At 71.6% G+C, this 19410-nt stretch carries 14 protein-coding genes; 13 read left to right on the forward strand and 1 reads right to left on the reverse strand.

Annotated features, from left to right (window positions below; translation table 11 throughout):
• Positions 1 to 35 precede the first annotated feature (35 nt).
• The 6 genes from dnaE (at position 36) to ACSSS0_RS19675 (ending at position 11920) form a co-directional block, all read left to right on the forward strand.
• Positions 36 to 3629: a DNA polymerase III subunit alpha gene (gene dnaE / locus ACSSS0_RS19650; RefSeq protein ID WP_435986323.1), complete on the forward strand. Its 3594-nt coding sequence runs from the start codon at positions 36 to 38 to the stop codon at positions 3627 to 3629.
• Positions 3629 to 4744 (forward strand): winged helix DNA-binding domain-containing protein, encoded by a 1116-nt coding sequence (locus ACSSS0_RS19655; protein ID WP_487229312.1) that lies wholly within the window; start codon positions 3629 to 3631, stop codon positions 4742 to 4744. Before dnaE ends, ACSSS0_RS19655 begins: the two co-directional genes overlap by 1 nt.
• 70 nt (positions 4745 to 4814) lie before the next feature.
• Positions 4815 to 5708: a pseudouridine synthase gene (locus tag ACSSS0_RS19660; protein ID WP_487229313.1), complete on the forward strand. Its 894-nt coding sequence runs from the start codon at positions 4815 to 4817 to the stop codon at positions 5706 to 5708.
• A gap of 148 nt (positions 5709 to 5856) precedes the next feature.
• The gene (locus ACSSS0_RS19665) at positions 5857 to 9279 is read left to right on the forward strand and encodes an ExeM/NucH family extracellular endonuclease (RefSeq protein WP_487229314.1); all 3423 of its coding nucleotides are present in this window, start codon (positions 5857 to 5859) and stop codon (positions 9277 to 9279) included.
• Positions 9280 to 9377: 98 nt separating this feature from the next.
• Positions 9378 to 9794, forward strand: a complete 417-nt coding sequence (locus ACSSS0_RS19670; protein WP_487229315.1) for a nitroreductase/quinone reductase family protein — start codon at positions 9378 to 9380, stop codon at positions 9792 to 9794.
• A gap of 26 nt (positions 9795 to 9820) precedes the next feature.
• Positions 9821 to 11920 (forward strand): S9 family peptidase, encoded by a 2100-nt coding sequence (locus ACSSS0_RS19675; protein ID WP_487229316.1) that lies wholly within the window; start codon positions 9821 to 9823, stop codon positions 11918 to 11920.
• 33 nt (positions 11921 to 11953) lie between these two features.
• On the opposite strand, the gene ACSSS0_RS19680 is transcribed toward ACSSS0_RS19675, so the two are convergent.
• Positions 11954 to 13207, reverse strand: coding sequence for an endonuclease (locus tag ACSSS0_RS19680; RefSeq protein WP_487229317.1), 1254 nt, complete (start codon positions 13205 to 13207; stop codon positions 11954 to 11956).
• A 229-nt stretch (positions 13208 to 13436) separates the two neighbouring features.
• Here ACSSS0_RS19680 and hisD point away from each other — a divergent pair, with 229 nt between their 5' ends.
• From hisD to ACSSS0_RS19715, 7 genes are all read left to right on the forward strand, one after another.
• Entirely contained in the window at positions 13437 to 14804 is a 1368-nt protein-coding gene (gene hisD / locus ACSSS0_RS19685) for a histidinol dehydrogenase (protein WP_487229318.1), read from the forward strand.
• Positions 14801 to 15970 (forward strand): histidinol-phosphate transaminase, encoded by a 1170-nt coding sequence (locus ACSSS0_RS19690; protein WP_435986315.1) that lies wholly within the window; start codon positions 14801 to 14803, stop codon positions 15968 to 15970. The genes hisD and ACSSS0_RS19690 overlap by 4 nt, the downstream gene beginning before the upstream one ends.
• Positions 15967 to 16575 carry an imidazoleglycerol-phosphate dehydratase HisB gene (gene hisB, locus ACSSS0_RS19695; protein ID WP_435986314.1) on the forward strand — a complete coding sequence of 203 codons (609 nt, stop codon included), beginning with the start codon at positions 15967 to 15969 and terminating at the stop codon, positions 16573 to 16575. The genes ACSSS0_RS19690 and hisB overlap by 4 nt, the downstream gene beginning before the upstream one ends.
• 16 nt (positions 16576 to 16591) lie before the next feature.
• On the forward strand, positions 16592 to 17230 hold the full coding sequence (gene hisH, locus ACSSS0_RS19700) for an imidazole glycerol phosphate synthase subunit HisH (protein ID WP_487229319.1): 639 nt from the start codon (positions 16592 to 16594) through the stop codon (positions 17228 to 17230).
• A 55-nt stretch (positions 17231 to 17285) separates the two neighbouring features.
• Positions 17286 to 17729: a hypothetical protein gene (locus ACSSS0_RS19705; RefSeq protein ID WP_487229320.1), complete on the forward strand. Its 444-nt coding sequence runs from the start codon at positions 17286 to 17288 to the stop codon at positions 17727 to 17729.
• Positions 17730 to 17859: 130 nt separating this feature from the next.
• Positions 17860 to 18603 (forward strand): bifunctional 1-(5-phosphoribosyl)-5-((5-phosphoribosylamino)methylideneamino)imidazole-4-carboxamide isomerase/phosphoribosylanthranilate isomerase PriA, encoded by a 744-nt coding sequence (priA, locus tag ACSSS0_RS19710; protein WP_487229321.1) that lies wholly within the window; start codon positions 17860 to 17862, stop codon positions 18601 to 18603.
• Positions 18600 to 19391 carry an SseB family protein gene (locus ACSSS0_RS19715; RefSeq protein WP_487229322.1) on the forward strand — a complete coding sequence of 264 codons (792 nt, stop codon included), beginning with the start codon at positions 18600 to 18602 and terminating at the stop codon, positions 19389 to 19391. The genes priA and ACSSS0_RS19715 overlap by 4 nt, the downstream gene beginning before the upstream one ends.
• Positions 19392 to 19410 lie beyond the last annotated feature (19 nt).

Raw genomic sequence — 19410 nt, forward strand, 5'->3', positions numbered from 1 at the left:
AGGAGTGTCCTCGCGGAGGCTTAGACTCGTCCACGATGTCGACCGAAGCCGCCCCGCGCAACGACCCGAACTTCGTGCACCTCCACGTGCACACGGAGTACTCCATGCTCGACGGGGCCGCCCGGATCGGCGACCTCTTCAGCGAGGCGGCGCGGATGGGCATGCCGGCCCTCGCGACGACCGACCACGGCTACGTCTTCGGCGCCTACGAGTTCTGGAAGAAGGCGCAGGGCACCGGGGTCAAGCCGATCATCGGGGTCGAGGCCTACATCACGCCGGGCACGCACCGCACCGACCGCACCAAGGTCAGCTGGGGCGACGGCGGGCGCGACGACATCTCGGGCAGCGGCGCCTACACGCACATGACGATGCTCGCCGAGAACAACCAGGGCATGCACAACCTCTTCCGGATGAGCTCCATCGCGAGCCTCGACCAGGTCTACACGAAGTGGCCGCGCATCGACCGCGACCTGCTCTCGACCTACGGCAAGGGCCTCATCGTCACGACGGGCTGCCCGTCGAGCGAGATCCAGACGAAGCTGCGCTTCGGGATGTACGACGAGGCGCGCGAGGTCGCCGGCGAGCTGCGCGACATCTTCGGCAACGAGAACGTCTACGTCGAGCTCATGGACCACGGCCTCGACATCGAGCGGCGCACGCAGAAGGACCTCATCCGGCTCGCGCGCGACCTCAAGCTGCCGCTCGTGGCCACCAACGACCTGCACTACACGCGTGCCGAGGACGCCAAGGCCCACGCCGCCCTGCTCTGCGTCCAGTCCGGCTCGACCCTGATGGACCCCAACCGGTTCAAGTTCGACGCCGACGACTTCTACCTCAAGTCCGCCCAGGAGATGCGTCACCTCTGGCGCGAGCTGCCCGAGGCGTGCGACAACACCCTGCTCATCGCCGAGCGCTGCGAGGTCTCCTTCACCGAGGGCGAGGGGCGCTACATGCCCCGCTTCCCCTGCCCCGAGGGTGAGGACGAGACGTCGTGGTTCATCAAGGAGGTCGAGACCGGCCTCTCGCGCCGCTTCCCCGAGGGGGTGCCCGACTACGCCCGCAAGCAGGCGGCCTTCGAGGAGGACGTCATCGTCTCCAAGGGCTACCCGGGCTACTTCCTCGTCGTCGCCGACTTCATCAACTGGGCCAAGCGCAACGGCATCCGGGTCGGACCCGGCCGTGGCTCCGGTGCCGGTTCCATGTGCGCCTACGCCATGGGCATCACCGACCTCGACCCGGTGCCGCACGGCCTGATCTTCGAGCGCTTCCTCAACCCCGAGCGCATGTCGATGCCCGACTTCGACGTCGACTTCGACGAGCGCCGCCGCGGTGAGGTCATCCGCTACGTGACGGAGAAGTACGGCGAGGAGCGCGTCGCCCAGATCGTCACCTACGGCACGATCAAGGCCAAGCAGGCCCTCAAGGACGCGAGCCGCGTCCTCGGCCACCCCTTCGCGATGGGTGAGAAGCTCACGAAGGCGATGCCGCCCGACGTCATGGGCAAGGGCATGCCGCTCGCCGACGTCTTCAAGCCCGACTCCAAGCGCTACAACGAGGCGGCCGACTTCCGTGTCGTCCACGACGAGGACCCCCAGGCGCAGGAGGTCGTCGCGACGGCGCTCGGCCTCGAGGGCCTCAAGCGCCAGTGGGGCGTGCACGCGGCCGGCGTCATCATGTCCAGCGAGCCGCTCGTCGACGTCATCCCGATCATGCGCCGCCTGCAGGACGGCCAGATCATCACGCAGTTCGACTACCCCAGCTGCGAGTCGCTCGGCCTGGTCAAGATGGACTTCCTCGGCCTGCGCAACCTGACGATCCTCGACGACGCCATCGAGAACATCAAGCTCAACCGCGACGAGGACATCGACCTCGACGAGCTGTCCAAGACCCTCGACGACCGCGCGACCTACGACCTGCTCGGTCGCGGCGACACCCTCGGCGTCTTCCAGCTCGACGGCGGCGGCATGCGTTCGCTGCTGCGCCTCATGCAGCCCGACAACTTCGAGGACATCTCGGCCGCCCTCGCGCTCTACCGACCGGGCCCGATGGGCGTCAACGCCCACACGAACTTCGCGCTGCGCAAGAACGGCAAGCAGGAGGTCGTCCCGCTCGACCCCCAGCTCAAGGGCAAGCTCCAGCAGGAGATGATCGACGCCCTCGACCCCATCCTCGGGATGACCTACGGCCTGGTCATCTACCAGGAGCAGGTCATGGAGATCGCCCAGAAGCTTGCCGGCTACACCCTCGGCAACGCCGACCTGCTGCGCCGGGCCATGGGCAAGAAGAAGAAGGAGGTCCTCGACGCCGAGTACGTCCCCTTCTCCGAGGGCATGAAGTCCCAGGGCTTCAACGAGGCGTCGATCGCGGCGCTGTGGGGCGTCCTCGTCCCGTTCTCGGACTACGCGTTCAACAAGGCGCACACGGCGGCATACGGCCTCGTGTCGTACTGGACGGGCTACCTCAAGGCCAACTACCCCGCCGAGTACATGGCGGCCCTGCTGACGAGCGTGCGCGACGACAAGGACAAGTCGGCGCTCTACCTCAACGAGTGCCGGCACATGGGCATCAAGGTGCTGCCGCCCGACGTCAACGAGTCGATCGCCAACTTCGCCGCCGTCGGCACCGACATCCGCTTCGGGCTCGCGGCGATCCGCAACGTCGGCCTGCCCGTCGTGCAGGCCATCATCAAGGCCCGCGAGGAGAAGGGCGCCTTCGCCTCGTTCAAGGACTTCCTCTCGAAGGTGCCGGCCGTCGTCTGCAACAAGCGCACCATCGAGTCGCTCATCAAGGGCGGCGCGTTCGACTCCCTCGGCGAGAGCCGTCGCGGCATGGTCGAGGTGCACGAGCGCTACATCGACGCGCTCGTCGAGGTCAAGAAGCAGGAGGCCATCGGCCAGGACAGCCTCTTCGGCAGCTTCGGCGACGACGCCGACGCCGGTGCCGCCGACGGGCCGGGGGCCTTCGACGGCCTGCCGCCCGTGCCGACGCTCGAGTGGGACAAGGCCAGCCTGCTCTCCTTCGAGCGCGAGATGCTCGGCCTCTACGTCAGCGACCACCCGCTCTTCGGCATCGAGCACATCCTCGCCACGCACGCGGACACCTCGATCGCCTCGCTCATGGGCGACGACCCCAAGGCCGACGGCACGCCGGTGACCGTGGCGGGGCTCATCACGAGCCTCCAGCTCAAGCGCACGAAGAAGGGCGACCTGTGGGCCATCGCGACCGTCGAGGACCTCGACGGCGCCATCGAGTGCCTCTTCTTCCCCTCGGCCTACATGACCTACTCGACGATGCTGGCCCAGGACACCGTCTGCGCCGTCAAGGGTCGCATCAGCGCCCGCGACGACTCGATCTCGATCTTCGCCCAGGAGCTGACGATCCCCGACATCAAGGAGGGCCCGCGCGGTCCGGTCGTGCTGACCCTCCCGCTCGGTCGGGCCACCCCGGCCGTGGCCGAGAGCCTCAAGCGCGTGCTGGGGGAGCACCCCGGTGCCACCGAGGTGCAGGTCAAGCTGACCCAGCCCGGGCGTTCGGTGCTCATGTCCCTCGACGACTCCCTCCGGGTCAACGCCACCTCCGCGCTCTTCGGTGACCTCAAGGCCCTCCTCGGTCCGGCCTGCCTCAGCTGATGCGCGAGGCTGACCGCCGGCAGATGCGCCGGACGCGGATGGCCGCGCTCGGACTGGCGCCCGCGCTCGGCAGCGACGGGCCCGTGTCGGCGCTGGCGGTCGCCCGGGAGCTCGGCGCGTTGCAGGCCCAGGACTACGGCAGCGGCGCGTGGTCGCTCGGGGTGCGCTCGGGCCTGACGCTCGAGCAGGTCGAGCGGGCGGTCGTCGACCGCGAGGTCGTGCGCACGTGGCCGATGCGCGGCACGATCCACTGGGTCCCGGCCGAGGACGCCCGCTGGATGTGCGAGCTGCTCGCGGCGCCCCGCAGCACGACGCTGGCCACGCGGTTCGCCCAGCTCGGCCTCACCGAGGCCGACGTCGAGCTGTCCGGACGGCTCTTCGAGGAGCACCTGCGGGAGCCGATGAGCCGTCCCGACGTCGCCGCCCTGCTCGTCGCCCACGGCATCGACCCCACCGACCAGCGCAACTACCACCTCATCGGCCACCACTGCATGAGCGGTCTCATCTGCCAGGGGCCGGTCATCGGCAGGCAACCGAGCTTCGTCCTCATCGACTCGTGGGTTCCCCACTCCCGCAAGCCTTCCCGTGAGGAGGGACTCGCGACGGTGGCCGAGCGCTACGTCCGGAGCCACGGACCCGTCACGGAGAAGGACCTTGCCGGCTGGCTCCTCAAGCCGCTCGGACTCACGCGCGAGGCGCTCGCGCTCGTCGGCGACCGCATCGTGCGCGCGGAGCTCGACGGGCAGACGTGGCTCACTCACGTGGACGCGCGCCCGGTCCCCGACGGTCCCGGCGGGGTGCACCTGCTGCCCCAGTGGGACGAGTTCCTCCTCGGCTACAAGTCGCGCGAGGTGACGCTGCCGCCCGAGCACTTCGTCAAGGTCGTGCCCGGGCGCAACATGGTGTTCAAGCCGACGCTCGTCGTCGACGGCGAGGTTGCCGGCACGTGGCGTCGCGTCCAGAAGCGGGAGCACGTGGTCATCGAGGTCTCGCCGTTCGTCGACCTCTCGGCGCGCCGGTGGCGCGAGGTCGAGACGGCCGCGGCCGCCTACGGCACGTTCCTCGACACCGAGGCCGAGGTCGTACGCGTCGGGCCGGCTGAGAGGACCGGCTGACGTGGCGCGTGGGCCGGTCCCACCCTCCCCGCTGCCCCCGCGCCACGGTGTCGACGCCCAGCGTTTCCGGATGCCGCAGGCAGGCCCTTGGTCGTCGCTGCGCGACCACCTCGTCGAGCGGCTCGCGCCCGGGCTCACGCCCGACGAGGTCGACCGGATGCTCGAGGCCGGGGAGTTCGTCGACGGCTCGGGAGCGCCGGTGCCGGCGGACGCCCCGTTCGTGCCCCAGTCGGCCGTGTGGGCGCACCGCGACCTGCCGGTCGAGGTCGCGCACCCCGAAGAGCTCGTCGTGCTGCACCGTGACGAGCGGATCGTCGTCGTCGACAAGCCCCACGACATGGCGACGATGCCGCGGGGTCGGCACGTCGTGCAGAGCGCCCTGGCCCGTGCCCGCGTCCTGACGGGCGAGCACCGCCTCACCCCGGCCCACCGGCTCGACCGACCCACGGCAGGCGTCCTGATGTTCACGACCGAGCAGCGGTGGCGTGGCCCGTACCAACGCGTCTTCGCGGAGGCGCTCGCCCACAAGGAGTACCTCGCGGTCGCGCCCGTCCGCGACGGGCTCGCCCTGCCCCTCGTGCGGCGCACGCACCTCGTCAAGGAGCACGGCACGCACCAGGCGCACGAGGTCGACGGGGCCGAGCCCAACGCCGAGACGCTCGTCGAGCTCGTGGGCACGGCGTCCGGTCCCGGAGGATCGGGAGCGGACCTGGGGCTCTACCGCCTCACGCCGCGCACCGGGCGCACGCACCAGCTGCGGTGCCAGCTCCAGGGGCTCGACATCCCCATCGTCGACGACCCCCTCTACCCGGTGGAGCGGGACGTGCCGGCGGAGGACTTCAGCGCCCCGCTGCAGCTGCTCGCGGCCGTGCTGGCCTTCGACGACCCCGTCGACGGGACGCCGCGCCGGTTCGTGACGCGACGCCGTCTCGCCCGGTGGCCTGGCCGTTGGCCGGCGCTCTGAGACCCGCCCCCGGGCCTGCCTCGGGGCCGACCGCGCGATGTCACCGGGTGTTCAGGATCCCGTGGGCCTCTCGACGCGCGAGACGGACCGCTCCGGTCTAGGGTGACCCGCAGACCGCGCGGAAGAGCCGGTCCCAGGGAGGAAATCCATGCGTCATTCTCGTCCTGCCCTGCGCCGGGTCGCCGCGGTCACCACCGCCGCACTCGCTGTGGGCGTCACCCCCTTCGTCGTGGCCGCACCGGCCTCGGCGGCGGCCCCGACGGAGCTGTTCATCAGCGAGTACGTCGAACCGGCCACCGGAAACAACAAGGCCATCGAGATCTACAACCCGACGAGTGCTCCGGTGACGCTCACCGGCACCTACAGCCTCTACACCTCGATCAACGGCGGTTCGTCGAACTCGACGATCGCCCTGGTCGGCACGGTGCAGCCGGGTGACGCCTTCTTCGTGGGCAACAGCAGCACGACGAACGACCCGGCGATCCTCGCGGCTGACCAGCTGAGCGGCTCCCTGACCTTCAACGGTGACGACGCCATCGAGCTGCGAAAGGGATCGACCGTCGTCGACTCGATCGGCCAGGTCGGCGTCGACCCGGGCACTGCGTGGGGGACCTCTCCCGTGACGACGGCCGACCACACGCTGCGGCGCAAGTCGAGCATCACTGTCGGCGACACGAACAGTGCTGACGCCTTCGACCCGGCCACTGAGTGGGACTCCTTCCCTGCTGGCACCTTCGACGGCCTCGGCACCCACACCGTCGACGGCGGTCCGGCGACCGACGTCGCCCCGAGCGTGACCTCGACGACCCCGGCCGACGGCTCCTCGAACGTCGCGGTCGACGCGAGCCCCACGGTCACCTTCTCCGAGCCGGTCAACGCCGCCGGAGCCTTCACCGTCACCTGCTCCCTCTCGGGAGCCAAGACGCTGGCCGTCACGGGCGGTCCCTCGACGTTCACGCTCGACCCGTCGGCCGACTTCGCCCTCGGCGACGCGTGCAGCCTGACGGTCTCGGCGGCCGCCGTCACCGACCAGGACGCCATCGACCCGCCGGACTCCCTGGCCAGCGACGTCGTCGTGCGCTTCTCGGTCCCCGCCGTCAGCCCGTGCGAGGTCACCCCGACCTCGATCCCGACCATCCAGGGCAGCGGTGACACGGCTGCGGTCACCGGCTCGGTCACGACGCGCGGCGTCGTGGTCGGCGACTACGAGGGCCCGTCGCCCGCGCTGCGCGGCTTCTTCATCCAGGACCCGAACGGCGACGGCGACGCCGCGACGTCCGACGGCATCTTCGTCTTCGAGGGCAGCAACGCCAACACGGTCAAGCTCGGTGACCTCGTCACCGTGACGGGCAACGCGGGCGAGAACCAGGGCCAGACCCAGGTCAGCGCCGGCGCGATCACGGTCTGCGGCACCGGCACGGTCGCCCCGACCGAGGTGCGGTTCCCCGTGGCGAGCCCGACGGCGCTCGAGCGCTACGAGGGCATGCTCGTCACCCTGCCGCAGGACATGTCCGTCACCGAGCACTTCCAGCTCGGCCGCTTCGGCCAGGTCACGCTCTCGGAGGGCGGCCGCCTCGAGCAGCCGACCAACGTCGTCGCCCCGGGCGCCCCCGCCGCCGCGCTCCAGGCGTCCAACAACCTGCGCAAGATCATCCTCGACGACACGACGCAGGCCCAGAACGTCGACCCGATCGTCTTCGGTCGGGGCGGCCAGCCGCTCACCGCGGCCAACACGCTGCGCGGGGGCGACACCGTCACCGACCTGACCGGTGTCCTCAACTACACGTGGGGCGGCAACGCCGCGAGCGGCAACGCCTACCGCATCCGCCCGGTGTCCCCGGCGGCGACGGTCGACTTCCAGCCGACCAACCCACGACCGACGACCCCGCCGGCCGTCGGCGGTGACACCCGCGTCGTCGGGATGAACCTGCTCAACTTCTTCAACACCCTCGACACGACCGGCAACAACTGTCGTGGCGGGCTCACCGGCGCGGCCATGGACTGCCGAGGCGCCAACACCGCCACGGAGTTCGACCGCCAGTGGCACAAGACGCTGGCCGCCGTCTCGGGCACGCAGGCCGACGTCGTCGCCTTCATGGAGATGGAGAACGACGGCTACGGCGCCGACAGCGCCGAGCAGTTCCTCGTCGGCAAGCTCAACGAGAAGGACGGCGCCGGCACGTGGGCCTTCATCGACGCCGACGCGCGCACGGGTCAGACCGACGCCCTCGGCAACGACGCCATCAAGGTCGGCATGCTCTACAAGCCGGGCGCGGTGACACCGGTGGGCACGACCGCGGCGCTCAACTCCGTCGACTTCGTCAACGGCGGCGACTCCGGCCCCCGCAACCGTCCCTCGCTCGCCCAGGCGTTCCGCGACAACACGACCGGTGGCACGTTCGTCGCCGTCGCGAACCACCTCAAGAGCAAGGGAAGCGCGTGCGACAAGCCCGATGCCGGCGACGGCCAGGGCAACTGCACCGAGGTCCGCGTCCGCTCGGCACAGCTGCTCGCCACGTGGCTGGCCGGCGACCCGACGGGCACGGGTGACCCCGACGTCCTCATCCTCGGCGACATGAACTCCTACGCCAAGGAGGACCCGATCACGACGCTCGAGAAGGCCGGCTTCACCAACCTCATCGAGCAGCGCAACGGGCGCGAGGCGTACTCCTACGCCTTCGACGGGCAGTGGGGCTACCTCGACCACGCGCTCGGCTCGGCGTCGATCACCAGCCAGGTGACGGGAGTCGGCGACTGGCACGTCAACGCCGACGAGCCCTCGATCCTCGACTACAACACCGAGTTCAAGACGGCGGCCCAGGTCACGAGCCTGTACGCGCCCGACCAGTTCCGCGTCTCGGACCACGACCCGGTCGTCGTGGGGCTCGACCTGACCAACGCCGCCCCGGTCGTCGGCACCGTCACCGGGCCGACCTCGGCCGTCTCGGTCGGCGCCCCGGCGGGCGTCAGCGCGACGTTCACCGACGCCGACCGCCTCGACACCCACTCGGCGAGCATCGCCTGGGGTGACGGGCAGTCCTTGGCGGGCACCGTGACCGGTGGCACCGTCAGCGGCAGCCACGTGTACACCGCGGCCGGCATCTACACCGTGACCGTCACCGTCACGGACCAGTGGGGCAACGCGGGCGCGGGCACGACGACCGTCGTCGTCTACGACCGCGCGGCCGGTTTCGTCACCGGGGGTGGCACCATCGCGTCCCCGGCCGGCGCTCTGGCCGACAACCCGTCGCACAGCGGCAAGGGCAGCCTGGAGCTGTCCGTCGCCTACGGCCGCGGGGCCACCGTCCCGTCAGGGTCGTTCACGTACAGCCTCGCGGGCACGTCCTTCGCCGTCGCCGCGACGACGTTCGACTGGCTCGTCGTGACGGGCACGACGGCGACGTTCTCGGCCCCGGTCACGGTCGACGGAACCGTCGGCTACCGTGCCGTCGTCACCGTGACCGACAAGGGCAGGAACGACACGTTCCGCCTCGTCGTGACGGCCGCCTCGGGCTCCGTGGCCTACGACTCCGGCACGCAGGCCGTGAAGGGTCAGATCGTCATCCACTGACCGCCCACGACACGTGCGGCCCGGGATCTTCGGATCCCGGGCCGCACGGCGTGTCCGCACGGCCCTGCGCGGGGCCGTGCGGCGGCTACCGTGACCCCATGAGACGAACGCTGTTCGTGCGGGTCAACAGGGTCGCGAACGTCGTCGTGCGTCGGCTCGGGCTGCGCCGCTTCCGGGGCGGCGACCTGCTCATGCTGACGACGATCGGACGCAGGAGCGGGAAGCGCCGCACGACGCCCTTGCTGCACCTGGCGCGCGACGCGGGCTGGCTGGTCGTGGCCTCGAATGGCGGAGCGGACTGGGAGCCGGGCTGGTGGCTCAACCTCCGAGCCGGTGGGGTCGGCACGGTGGAGGTCGACGGCCGGGCCGTGCCGGTGCGCGGAGAGGAGGTCACCGGCCCCGAGCGGGAGCGGCTCTGGGCCGAGCTCAACGACCGCGTCTTCGACTTCGACTCCTACCAGGCGAAGGTCAGCCGGCGGATCGCCGTCGTGAGACTGACGCCGACGACCGACTGACCGGGACCGCGACCTAGACTGCGCGGATGCAGCACCCCCCGACCGCTCGGCGCGACCCCGTCGCCCGCGAGCACCACGGCGACCGCTTCGACGACCCCTACGCGTGGATGGCCGACCGGGACTCGGCCGCGGTGCGCGAGCTGCTCGCGGCCGAGAACGCCCACGCCACCGAGCGCACCGAGCACCTGCGTCCGCTCGCCGAGCAGGTCTTCGAGGAGTTCCGCTCGCGCATCGAGGAGACCGACCTGTCGGTGCCGGTGCGCCACGACCGCTGGTGGTACTACTCGCGCACGGTCGAGGGGGAGCAGTACGCCGTCGAGGCGCGGGTGCTCGTCGCCGACCACCCGCAGCGGCCGACCCTTGACGACGGAGGTCCGCCGGCCGGTGAGCAGGTGCTCCTCGACCAGAACGAGGAGGGCCGGCACCACGAGTTCTTCGCGGTCGGCGTGAGCGAGGTGTCGCCGTCCGGCGACCTGCTCGCGTATGCCGTCGACGTCGTCGGCGACGAGCGCTACGACGTGCGCGTGCGCAGGATCGAGGACGGCGTGGTCCTCGACGACGTCGTGCGCCGCACCGGCGGCTCGTTCGCGTGGTCGCTCGACGCCGGACACTTCTTCTACACGCGGGTCGACGACGCCTGGCGTCCGTACCAGGTCTGGCGCCACGAGGTGGGCACCGCCGCCGCGGACGACGTGCTCGTCCACGAGGAGACCGACGAGCGCTTCTTCGTCGGGGTGGGGACCTCGCGCGACGACCGGCTCGTCATCATCGCCATCGGGTCCAAGACGACGAGCGAGTTCCGACTCCTCGACGCCGACGATCCCTTGGGGACGCCCAGGGTCGTGGCCGAGCGCCGCCAGGGCGTCGAGTACGACATCGAGCCCTTCGGCGACCAGCTGCTCGTCACGCACAACGCCAACCGGGTCAACTTCGAGCTCGCCACCGCTCCCGTGACGAGCACGACGGCCGACGACTGGGTGCCGTTGGGTGTCACGACGGACGACGAGTACGTCACGGGCGCAGAGGGGTTCGACGACTTCATCGCGGTCTCGCTGCGACGAGAGGGCGGCACGGGCGTGCGGGTCGTGCTGCGCGACCCTGCGGCCCCGAACGGTCTGGGGGAGGCCCACGACATCGCCGTCGGCGAGCCCATCGGCACGCTCCACGTCGGCGTCAACCCCGAGGCGGACACGCCGACGCTCCAGGTGGTCCACGAGTCCCTGGTCACGCCCCGCACCGTCGAGGACTACGACGTGCGCGCGCGCACCTTCACGCTCCTCAAGCAGCAGCACGTGCGCGGCGACGTCGACCTGGCGCAGTACCGCCAGCGACGCGAGTGGGCCACCGCGCCCGACGGGACCCGCATCCCGATCTCCGTCGTGCACCGCCACGACGTCACGGCCGACGGCTCGGCGCCCGGCCTGCTCAACGCGTACGGCGCCTACGGCATCTCGAGCGACCCGTGGTTCTCGGTCCTGCGCCTCTCGCTGCTCGACCGCGGCTGGGTCTTCGCCATCGCGCACGTGCGCGGCGGGTCGGAGATGGGGCGGTCGTGGTACGACGACGGCAAGCTCGAGGCGAAGCCCAACACCTTCACCGACCTCATCGCCTGCGCGGACCACCTCGTCGAGACCGGGATCGTCGCCCCGGACCGTCTTGCGGCAGAGGGCGGCTCGGCCGGCGGCCTGCTCATGGGGGCCGTCGTCAACCTAGCGCCCGAGCGCTTCCGCTTCGTCCACGCCCAGGTGCCGTTCGTCGACGCGCTGACGACGGTGCTCGACCCCAGCCTGCCGCTCACTGTCGTGGAGTGGGAGGAGTGGGGCAACCCCCTCGAGGACCCCGCGGCATACGCCCTCATGAAGTCCTACAGCCCCTACGAGAACGTCCGGCCGACGCGTCACCCGAGCCTGCTCGTGACGGCCGGTCTCGACGACACCCGCGTCTACGTCACCGAGCCGGCCAAGTGGGTCGCGGCGCTGCGGCACGCCGACCTCGAGGTCGACGACCCGGCGCAGATCCTCTTCCGCACCGAGATGTCCGCGGGCCACGGTGGTCGTTCCGGCCGCTACGACCTGTGGCGCCAGTGGGCGTGGGAGACGGCCGTTCTCATCGACCAGACGTCGTGAGCCGGCCGTCCCCCGGCCGCACCGTGGCGCGGGTCAGGAGCCGTAGATCGCCGTGACCCACTCCGGGTGGTCGATGAACGGGTTCCGGTTGTGCTGCCAGGTGTCGAAGATGACCTGGTTGCGGCGCTTCTCGAACGCGTCGGGCGGGTCCTGCAGGTTCCACTGCTTGAGCACCGAGAGCTTGCCGATGTAGGACGCGGTGCCGTTGCCGACGAGGTTGTTGGGCTCGAGGTCGGCGAAACCGTCACCGCCGTCCCAGCGCACCGCCATGTAGAGGATCATCCGGGCGACGTCGCCCTTGACGGCGTTCCGCGGCTCGAAGGAGTCCCCGTCGCTGAGGCAGCCGGTGCACTGCGACACCGCCGACCCGCCGAGGTCGAAGTCGAGGTTGCCGCGGGTGCTGTTGACCGTGACGTCCTCGGGACGCAGGTGGTGCACGTCGGTGCCGGGGCCGTTGACGGTGCCGAAGTCGCCGTGGCTCTTGGCCCAGACGTGCTCGCGGTTCCACTGGTCGACGCCGCCGCCGTTGTCGGACTTGGCGATCGAGCGTCCCGAGTAGATCTCGATGACGTTGCTCGTGTTGTTCGGGTCCTGGTCGGTGTCCTTGAGGGCGGTCCAGACCTGGTCGTAGGTCAGGGTCGTGACGCCGCTCGAGATGATCCGGTGCAGCTCGGTGTGCAGCGCCGAGCCGGACTTGCCGATGGCCGATGCGTAGTACGTCGAGTCGTAGGGGCTCGTCGTGCCGGTGGGGCTCGGGCTCGTCGTCGTGCTCGTCGGGCTCGTCGTCGTGGTCGTCGACGTGCCGCTGAACGCGAAGGCGCTCGTCGAGGTCATACCCGGGTGGGAGAAGTACGCGGACAGCGCACCCGTGACGTCGAGCTGGCGTCCCATGAGCGAGGGGTTGCTCCGCAGGCCCCACGAGGACCGGAACGCGGAGGGGATCTGGACGTAGAGCATCCGGCTCGTCGACGTCTCGGCGGCGGAGTCGGCGATGGCGAGCGCGTAGTCGTTGGGGAAGCCCGACCGCACGACGGTGCTCGTCGCGGTCGGCTGTCCGACGATGTAGCCGCGGACGGTGGCGCTCTCGCCGGTCTGCGAGCCGATGGCCTGGGAGACCGTCAGCGGGGCAGCCGTGGCGAGGGCCGGCGCGGCGGCGACGTGGGGGACCGGCAGGGTCGTGGCCGGCGCGCCGGCGGCGCTCGTGAGGGCGACGCTCGGTGGGACGAGGGCGATGGCGAGGCCGGTGACGACGACTGCGATGCGACGCCGGGGGATGACGACGGGCACGGTTCTCCTGTCGGGACGGGAAGTCGGTGGGCGTGTGCGCCTCTCGCCCGGTCGGACGGCGGCAGCACGAGCGTGGCGGACCGCCCGTGAACGCCGGGTCAGTCGTTGGTCTGACCTTCGTCAGGCCCGGTCCAAGATTCGGCAGGCCGAGCGGTCGTCCCTGCGCCGCTCGCTCCGCACCCTGGACAGTGGTCAGCGCCCCGCGCGACGCCTTCTAGACTGGTGACCCATGATGTCCTCCCTCGACCTGCGCGGTCGCACGCTCGACGTGCGCTTCCTGCGCAAGGCCCTGCCACGAGCAGAGTTCGACGTCACGGCAGCCCTCGAGCAGGTGCGGCCGATCTGCGAGGACGTCGAGCATCGCGGGGCCGCCGCACTGCGCGACCTCGGCGAGCGGTTCGACGGCGTCCGGCCGACCCACCTGCGGGTGCCGCGGGCCGTGCTGCAGTCCGCCCTCGACCGCCTCGACCCCGACCTGCGTGCCGCGCTCGAGGAGTCCATCCGTCGCGCCCGCATCGTCCACGCCGACCAGCGCCGCACCGACACGACCACCGAGGTCGTGCCCGGCGGCACCGTGACCGAGCGCTGGGTCCCCGTCGACCGCGTCGGCCTCTACGTGCCCGGTGGCCTCGCGGTCTACCCGAGCAGCGTCATCATGAACGTCGTCCCGGCCCAGCTCGCGGAGGTCGGCTCGCTGGCCGTCGCCTCGCCGCCGCAGCGCGAGAACGTCGGCGAGTTCGCCGGCTACCCCAACCCGACGATCCTCGCGGCGTGCGCCCTGCTCGGCGTCGACGAGGTGTATGCCGTCGGCGGCGCCCAGGCGGTCGCGATGTTCGCGCACGGCTTCGTCGACGACGACCCGCAGTGGGGCGACGTCGACGGTGAGCAGGTCGTGTGCGACCCGGTGTCGCTCGTCACAGGCCCGGGCAACATCTGGGTCGTCGCCGCCAAGCGGCTGCTCAAGGGACTCATCGGCATCGATGCCGAGGCCGGCCCCACCGAGATCGCGATCCTCGCCGACGACTCCGCCGACCCAGACCACGTGGCGGCCGACCTCGTGAGCCAGGCCGAGCACGACCCGCTCGCGGCCTCCGTGCTCGTCACCGACAGTGAGGTGCTCGCCGAGGAGACCCGACGTGCCCTGGCGCGCCGGGTGCCCGCCACCAAGCACGCGGAGCGCGTCACCGAGGCCCTCGAGGGCACGCAGTCGCGGATCGTCCTCGTCGACGACGTCGACGCCGGCCTCGAGGTCGTCAACGCCTATGCCGCCGAGCACCTCGAGATCCAGACGCGCGACGCCGCGGGCGTCGCTGCCCGTGTGCGCAACGCGGGTGCCGTCTTCGTCGGTCCGCACAGCCCGGTCAGCCTCGGCGACTACGCCGCCGGGTCCAACCACGTGCTGCCCACCGCCGGCTGCGCGTGCCACTCGAGCGGCCTGTCCGTGCAGTCCTTCCTGCGTGGCATCCACGTCGTCGACTACGACGAGCCCGCGCTGCGGGACGTCGCCCGCCACGTCGTGACGCTCGCCCAGGCCGAGGACCTCCCGGCCCACGGCGAGGCCGTGACGGCGCGGTTCGGCGACGAGGTGCCCCGGTGAGCGAACGGCCGAGCGCCGCCGACGAGGTGCAGCGGCTGCTCCGTCCCGACCTGCGGGGTCGCACCCCGTACGGCGCGCCGCAGCTCGACGTGCCGGTGCGGCTCAACACGAACGAGAACTCCTACCCGGTGCCGCAGGTCGTCGTCGACGCCGTCGTCGCGGCCCTCGCCGACGACGTGGCCTCGCTCAACCGCTACCCCGACCGCGAGTTCACCGACCTGCGCAAGGCGCTGACGGCATACCTCGAGAAGCAGTCGGGGGTGTCGGTGACGCCCGAGCAGGTGTGGGCCGGCAACGGCTCCAACGAGGTGCTCTCGCACATCGTGCAGGCCTTCGGCGGCCACGGCCGGGTCGCGCTCGGCTTCACGCCGAGCTACTCGATGCACCCCATCATCAGCGAGACGCACGGCACGACGTGGGTCGACGGGCTTCGCTCTGCGGCAACCGATCCCGATGCCTTCGACCTGACCGCGGAGTCGGCAGCGCAGCAGGCGCGGGAGCACGACCCGTCGATCGTCTTCCTCTGTTCGCCCAACAACCCGACCGGCACGGCGCTGCCGTTCGACGTCATCGGTGCCGTGCTCGACGCGGCCCCGAACGCCGTCGTCGTCGTCGACGAGGCCTACGCCGAGTTCGCCCGCCCTGGCACGCGATCGGCGCTCACGCTGCTCGCCGAGCACCCTCGGCTCGTCGTGACGCGCACGATGAGCAAGGCGTTCGCCTTCGCGGGCGGCCGCCTCGGCTACCTCGTCGCGGCCCCGGAGCTCGTCGACGCGCTCCGTCTCGTGCGGCTGCCCTACCACCTGAGCAGCCCGACGCAGACGATCGCCCGGATCGCGCTCGAGCACGCCGACGTCATGCTCGGCACGGTCGAGGTCATCAAGCACCAGCGCGACCGCATCGTCGACCGTCTAGCGGAGCTCGGCGCGCGGCCCGTCGCCAGCGACAGCAACTTCGTCCTCTTCGGCGGACTCCGCGACGAGAAGGCCACGTGGAACGCCCTGCTCGACGAGGGAGTCCTGGTCCGCGACATGGGTATCGCCCACCACCTGCGCGTCACGGCGGGCAACCCCCACGAGACGACGGCCTTCCTCGAGGCCATGACCCGCCTCGCTCCCACCCACGTCCTCCCCAGCAGCGCCGACCGGCAGGAGCCATCCGCATGAGCCCCACCAGCCGCACCGCGAAGATCAGCCGTGCGACCTCCGAGTCCTCCGTCGAGCTCTGGCTCGACCTCGACGGCACCGGCACGTCCGACATCTCGACCGGTGTGCCGTTCTACGACCACATGCTCCACTCGCTGAGCAAGCACTCGCTCATCGACCTCACGGTCAAGGCCACCGGTGACGTCGACGTCGACGTGCACCACACGGTCGAGGACACCGCGATCGTCCTCGGACAGGCCCTGCGCGAGGCGCTCGGAGACAAGTCCGGGATCTCCCGCTTCGGTGACGCCACCGTCCCGCTGGACGAGGCGCTGTGCCACGCCGTCGTCGACGTCGCCGGCCGTCCGTACGTTGTGCACGAGGGCGAGCCGGAGGGGCAGCAGTACGCCCTCATCGGTGGACACTTCACCGGCTCGATGACCCGTCACGTCCTCGAGTCCTTCGCTTACAACGCGGGCCTCTGCCTGCACGTGCGCGTCCTCGCCGGCCGCGACCCGCACCACATCGTCGAGGCGCAGTTCAAGGCCGTGGCGCGGGCGCTCCGGGCCGCCATCGCTCCCGACCCGCGCGTCGTCGGCATCCCGAGCGCCAAGGGAGCGCTCTGACGATGGTGGGTCGTCGATGAGCGCCGACGTCGTCGTCCTCGACTACGGCAGCGGCAACGTCCGTTCGGCGGTGCGCGCCCTCGAGCGCGTCGGCGCCACGGTCACCCTGACGTCCGACCCCGTCCGGGCGCTCGAGGCCGACGGCCTCTTCGTGCCGGGTGTCGGCAACTTCCACGCCTGCATCGCCGGACTCGCGGCGGCGCACGGTCCCCGCATCATCGGCCGGCGGATCAGCGGCGGCCGAGCCGTCCTCGGGGTCTGCGTCGGCATGCAGGCCCTCTTCGACGGCTCGACCGAGCCCTCCGACCACCCCCTCGAGGGGCTCGCGGAGTGGCCCGGCACCGTCGAGCGGCTCCCGGCCGACGTCGTGCCGCACATGGGCTGGTCCGAGGTCGAGGTCGCCGAGGGCTCGCGTCTCTTCGCCGGCGTCGAGCACGAGCGCTTCTACTTCGTCCACTCGTACGCGGTGCAGCAGTGGTCGCTCGAGGCCACCGGCGCCTTCGCCCGCGTCGCGCCTGCGGTCACGTGGGCGCGCCACGGTGCGAAGTTCGTCGCCGCCGTCGAGAATGGGCCTCTGAGCGCGACCCAGTTCCACCCCGAGAAGTCCGGCGACGCCGGGCTGCACCTGCTCGAGAACTGGGTCCGCGACCTGTGACCGTGCCGACGTCCGCCGACTGACCGGCGGCCGCGGCCTCGACGAGAGTGGACCCGTGGCGACGAGAAAGACGGCGAGCAGCTCCAGCAGTGCGGGCCGGAAGCGCACGGCCAGGACGACGAAGAGCACGACGAGGAGCACGACGAGGCGGACCACGTCGTCGGCGAGGCGCACGTCGTCCGGCGCGCTCTACCCGAGGCGTCGGCGCAGCCAGCCGGGCCTGCCGACGACGGTGGGCACGGCGCTGGGCACGCTGTTCGTCACGACCCTGCTCGACCTGTCGTGGCCGGTGCGCATCGCCCTCGTCGTCGTGGTCGTCGTCGCCGGGCTGGGCTACGTCCTCTGGCGTCACCGGGCCGAGATCGCGGCCGCACCCAGCGCTGCAGAGGAGGGCGCAGGGGCGGCTGCCGACGCACCCCCAGCCCTCTCGGCGGGCACGGACACGCGTCCTGACGGGGCGTCCGGCGACCCGGCGGACCCCGCCCCGCCGACAGCGTGAGGTGACACCCGACCCCGACGAGGTCGAGGGTGCCCGTCGACCCGGCCACGACGTGGGCCGGACGGCACGGGGGAGGTGGCCCACGGCATACTCGGGTGGCCACACCACGACCCGAGGAGCACACGACGCCATGACCGACCAGCCCCATCTCGAGTTGCTGCCCGCCGTCGACATCGCCGGTGGCCGTGCCGTCCAGCTGGTGCAGGGTGTCGCCGGCAGCGGTGGCGAGTTCGGCGACCCGTGGGAGGCGGCGCTGCGCTGGCAGGAGCAGGGTGCCGAGTGGATCCACCTCGTGGACCTCGACGCAGCCTTCGGTCGCGGCAGCAACCGCGAGCTCATCGCCTCGATCGTCGGCCGGCTCGACCTGCAGGTCGAGCTCTCCGGTGGCATCCGCGACACGGACTCCCTCGACGCGGCGCTCGCCACCGGCTGCCGCCGCGTCAACATCGGCACCGCCGCGCTCGAGGACCCCGAGTGGACGGCGACGATCATCGCCACGCACGGTGACCGCGTCGCCATCGGCCTCGACGTCCGGGGGACGACGCTCGCGGCCCGGGGATGGACCCGCGAGGGCGGGGACCTGTGGGAGACGCTGGCGCGCCTCGACGCCGAGGGCTGTGCCCGCTACGTCGTCACCGACGTCAACAAGGACGGCATGCTCCAGGGTCCCAACGTCGACCTGCTCCGCGACGTGTGTGCCCGCACGGACCGTCCGGTCGTCGCCAGCGGCGGCGTCTCCACCCTCGAGGACATCGTGACGATCCGCGAGCTCGTCGGCGACGGGGTCGAGGGGGCCATCGTCGGCTCGGCCCTCTACCGCGGCGCGTTCACGCTGCCCGAGGCCCTCGACGTCGCCGGGCGCCCGGGCGCATGACCACACCGCCGCCCGGCTCGGGCCGTCACGACGGGCAGGGTCGTCCCGCCGACTCGGCCGGCCAGGCGTGGGAGGGCAAGTCGATCCCGTCCCACGGCTTCTCCGGCGACCCGGGCGCGGCCGACGCGGCGCTCGTCGCGGCGCTGGTGGCGGCACACGCGACCCCGGGCGACGACGCGGAGACCGCCGTCATGGAGCACGTCGCGCAGGCGCGCTGGCTCGTCCCCGTGGTCGCCGTGGCGTCGGAGGTCGACGACTCCGGGCCGCACGCCGTCGACACGCGCAGCGACATGGCCGCCGTCACGCTGACCTCCCCCGACGGGTCGCGGGCGCTGCCGATGTTCACCTCCCTCGAGAGCCTCGCCGCGTGGGACGCCGGCGCCCGGCCCGTGCCGGTGCGCGCGGCCGCCGCCGCGCAGGCGGCGATCGGCGAGGACTGCCACGTGCTCCTCGTCGACGTCGCCTCGTCCCACGCGACGGTGCTGCGGCCGAGCATGCTGTGGGCGCTCGCGCAGGAGCGGGCGTGGGAGCCCAGCCACCGGGACGCCCATGTCGCGGCGGCCGTGCGAGCGGCCGTCGAGCGCGAGCCGCAGGTCACGAGCCACCGACTGGAGGCCGGAGACCCGGCCGGGGCCGGCGTGCTGCGGGTCGTGCTGACCCTCGAGCCGGGCCTCGACGCCGCCCTCGTCGGGGCCGTCGCGACACGGATCGGGGAGCGCATCGCGACCGACGGCGAGACCCGTGCGAGGATCGATGCTCTGACCTTCGCGCTCGAAGCGGCGCGCTGAGCACATCACCCGTGGAGGT

The organism is Terrabacter sp. R4-6, assembly GCF_057529065.1.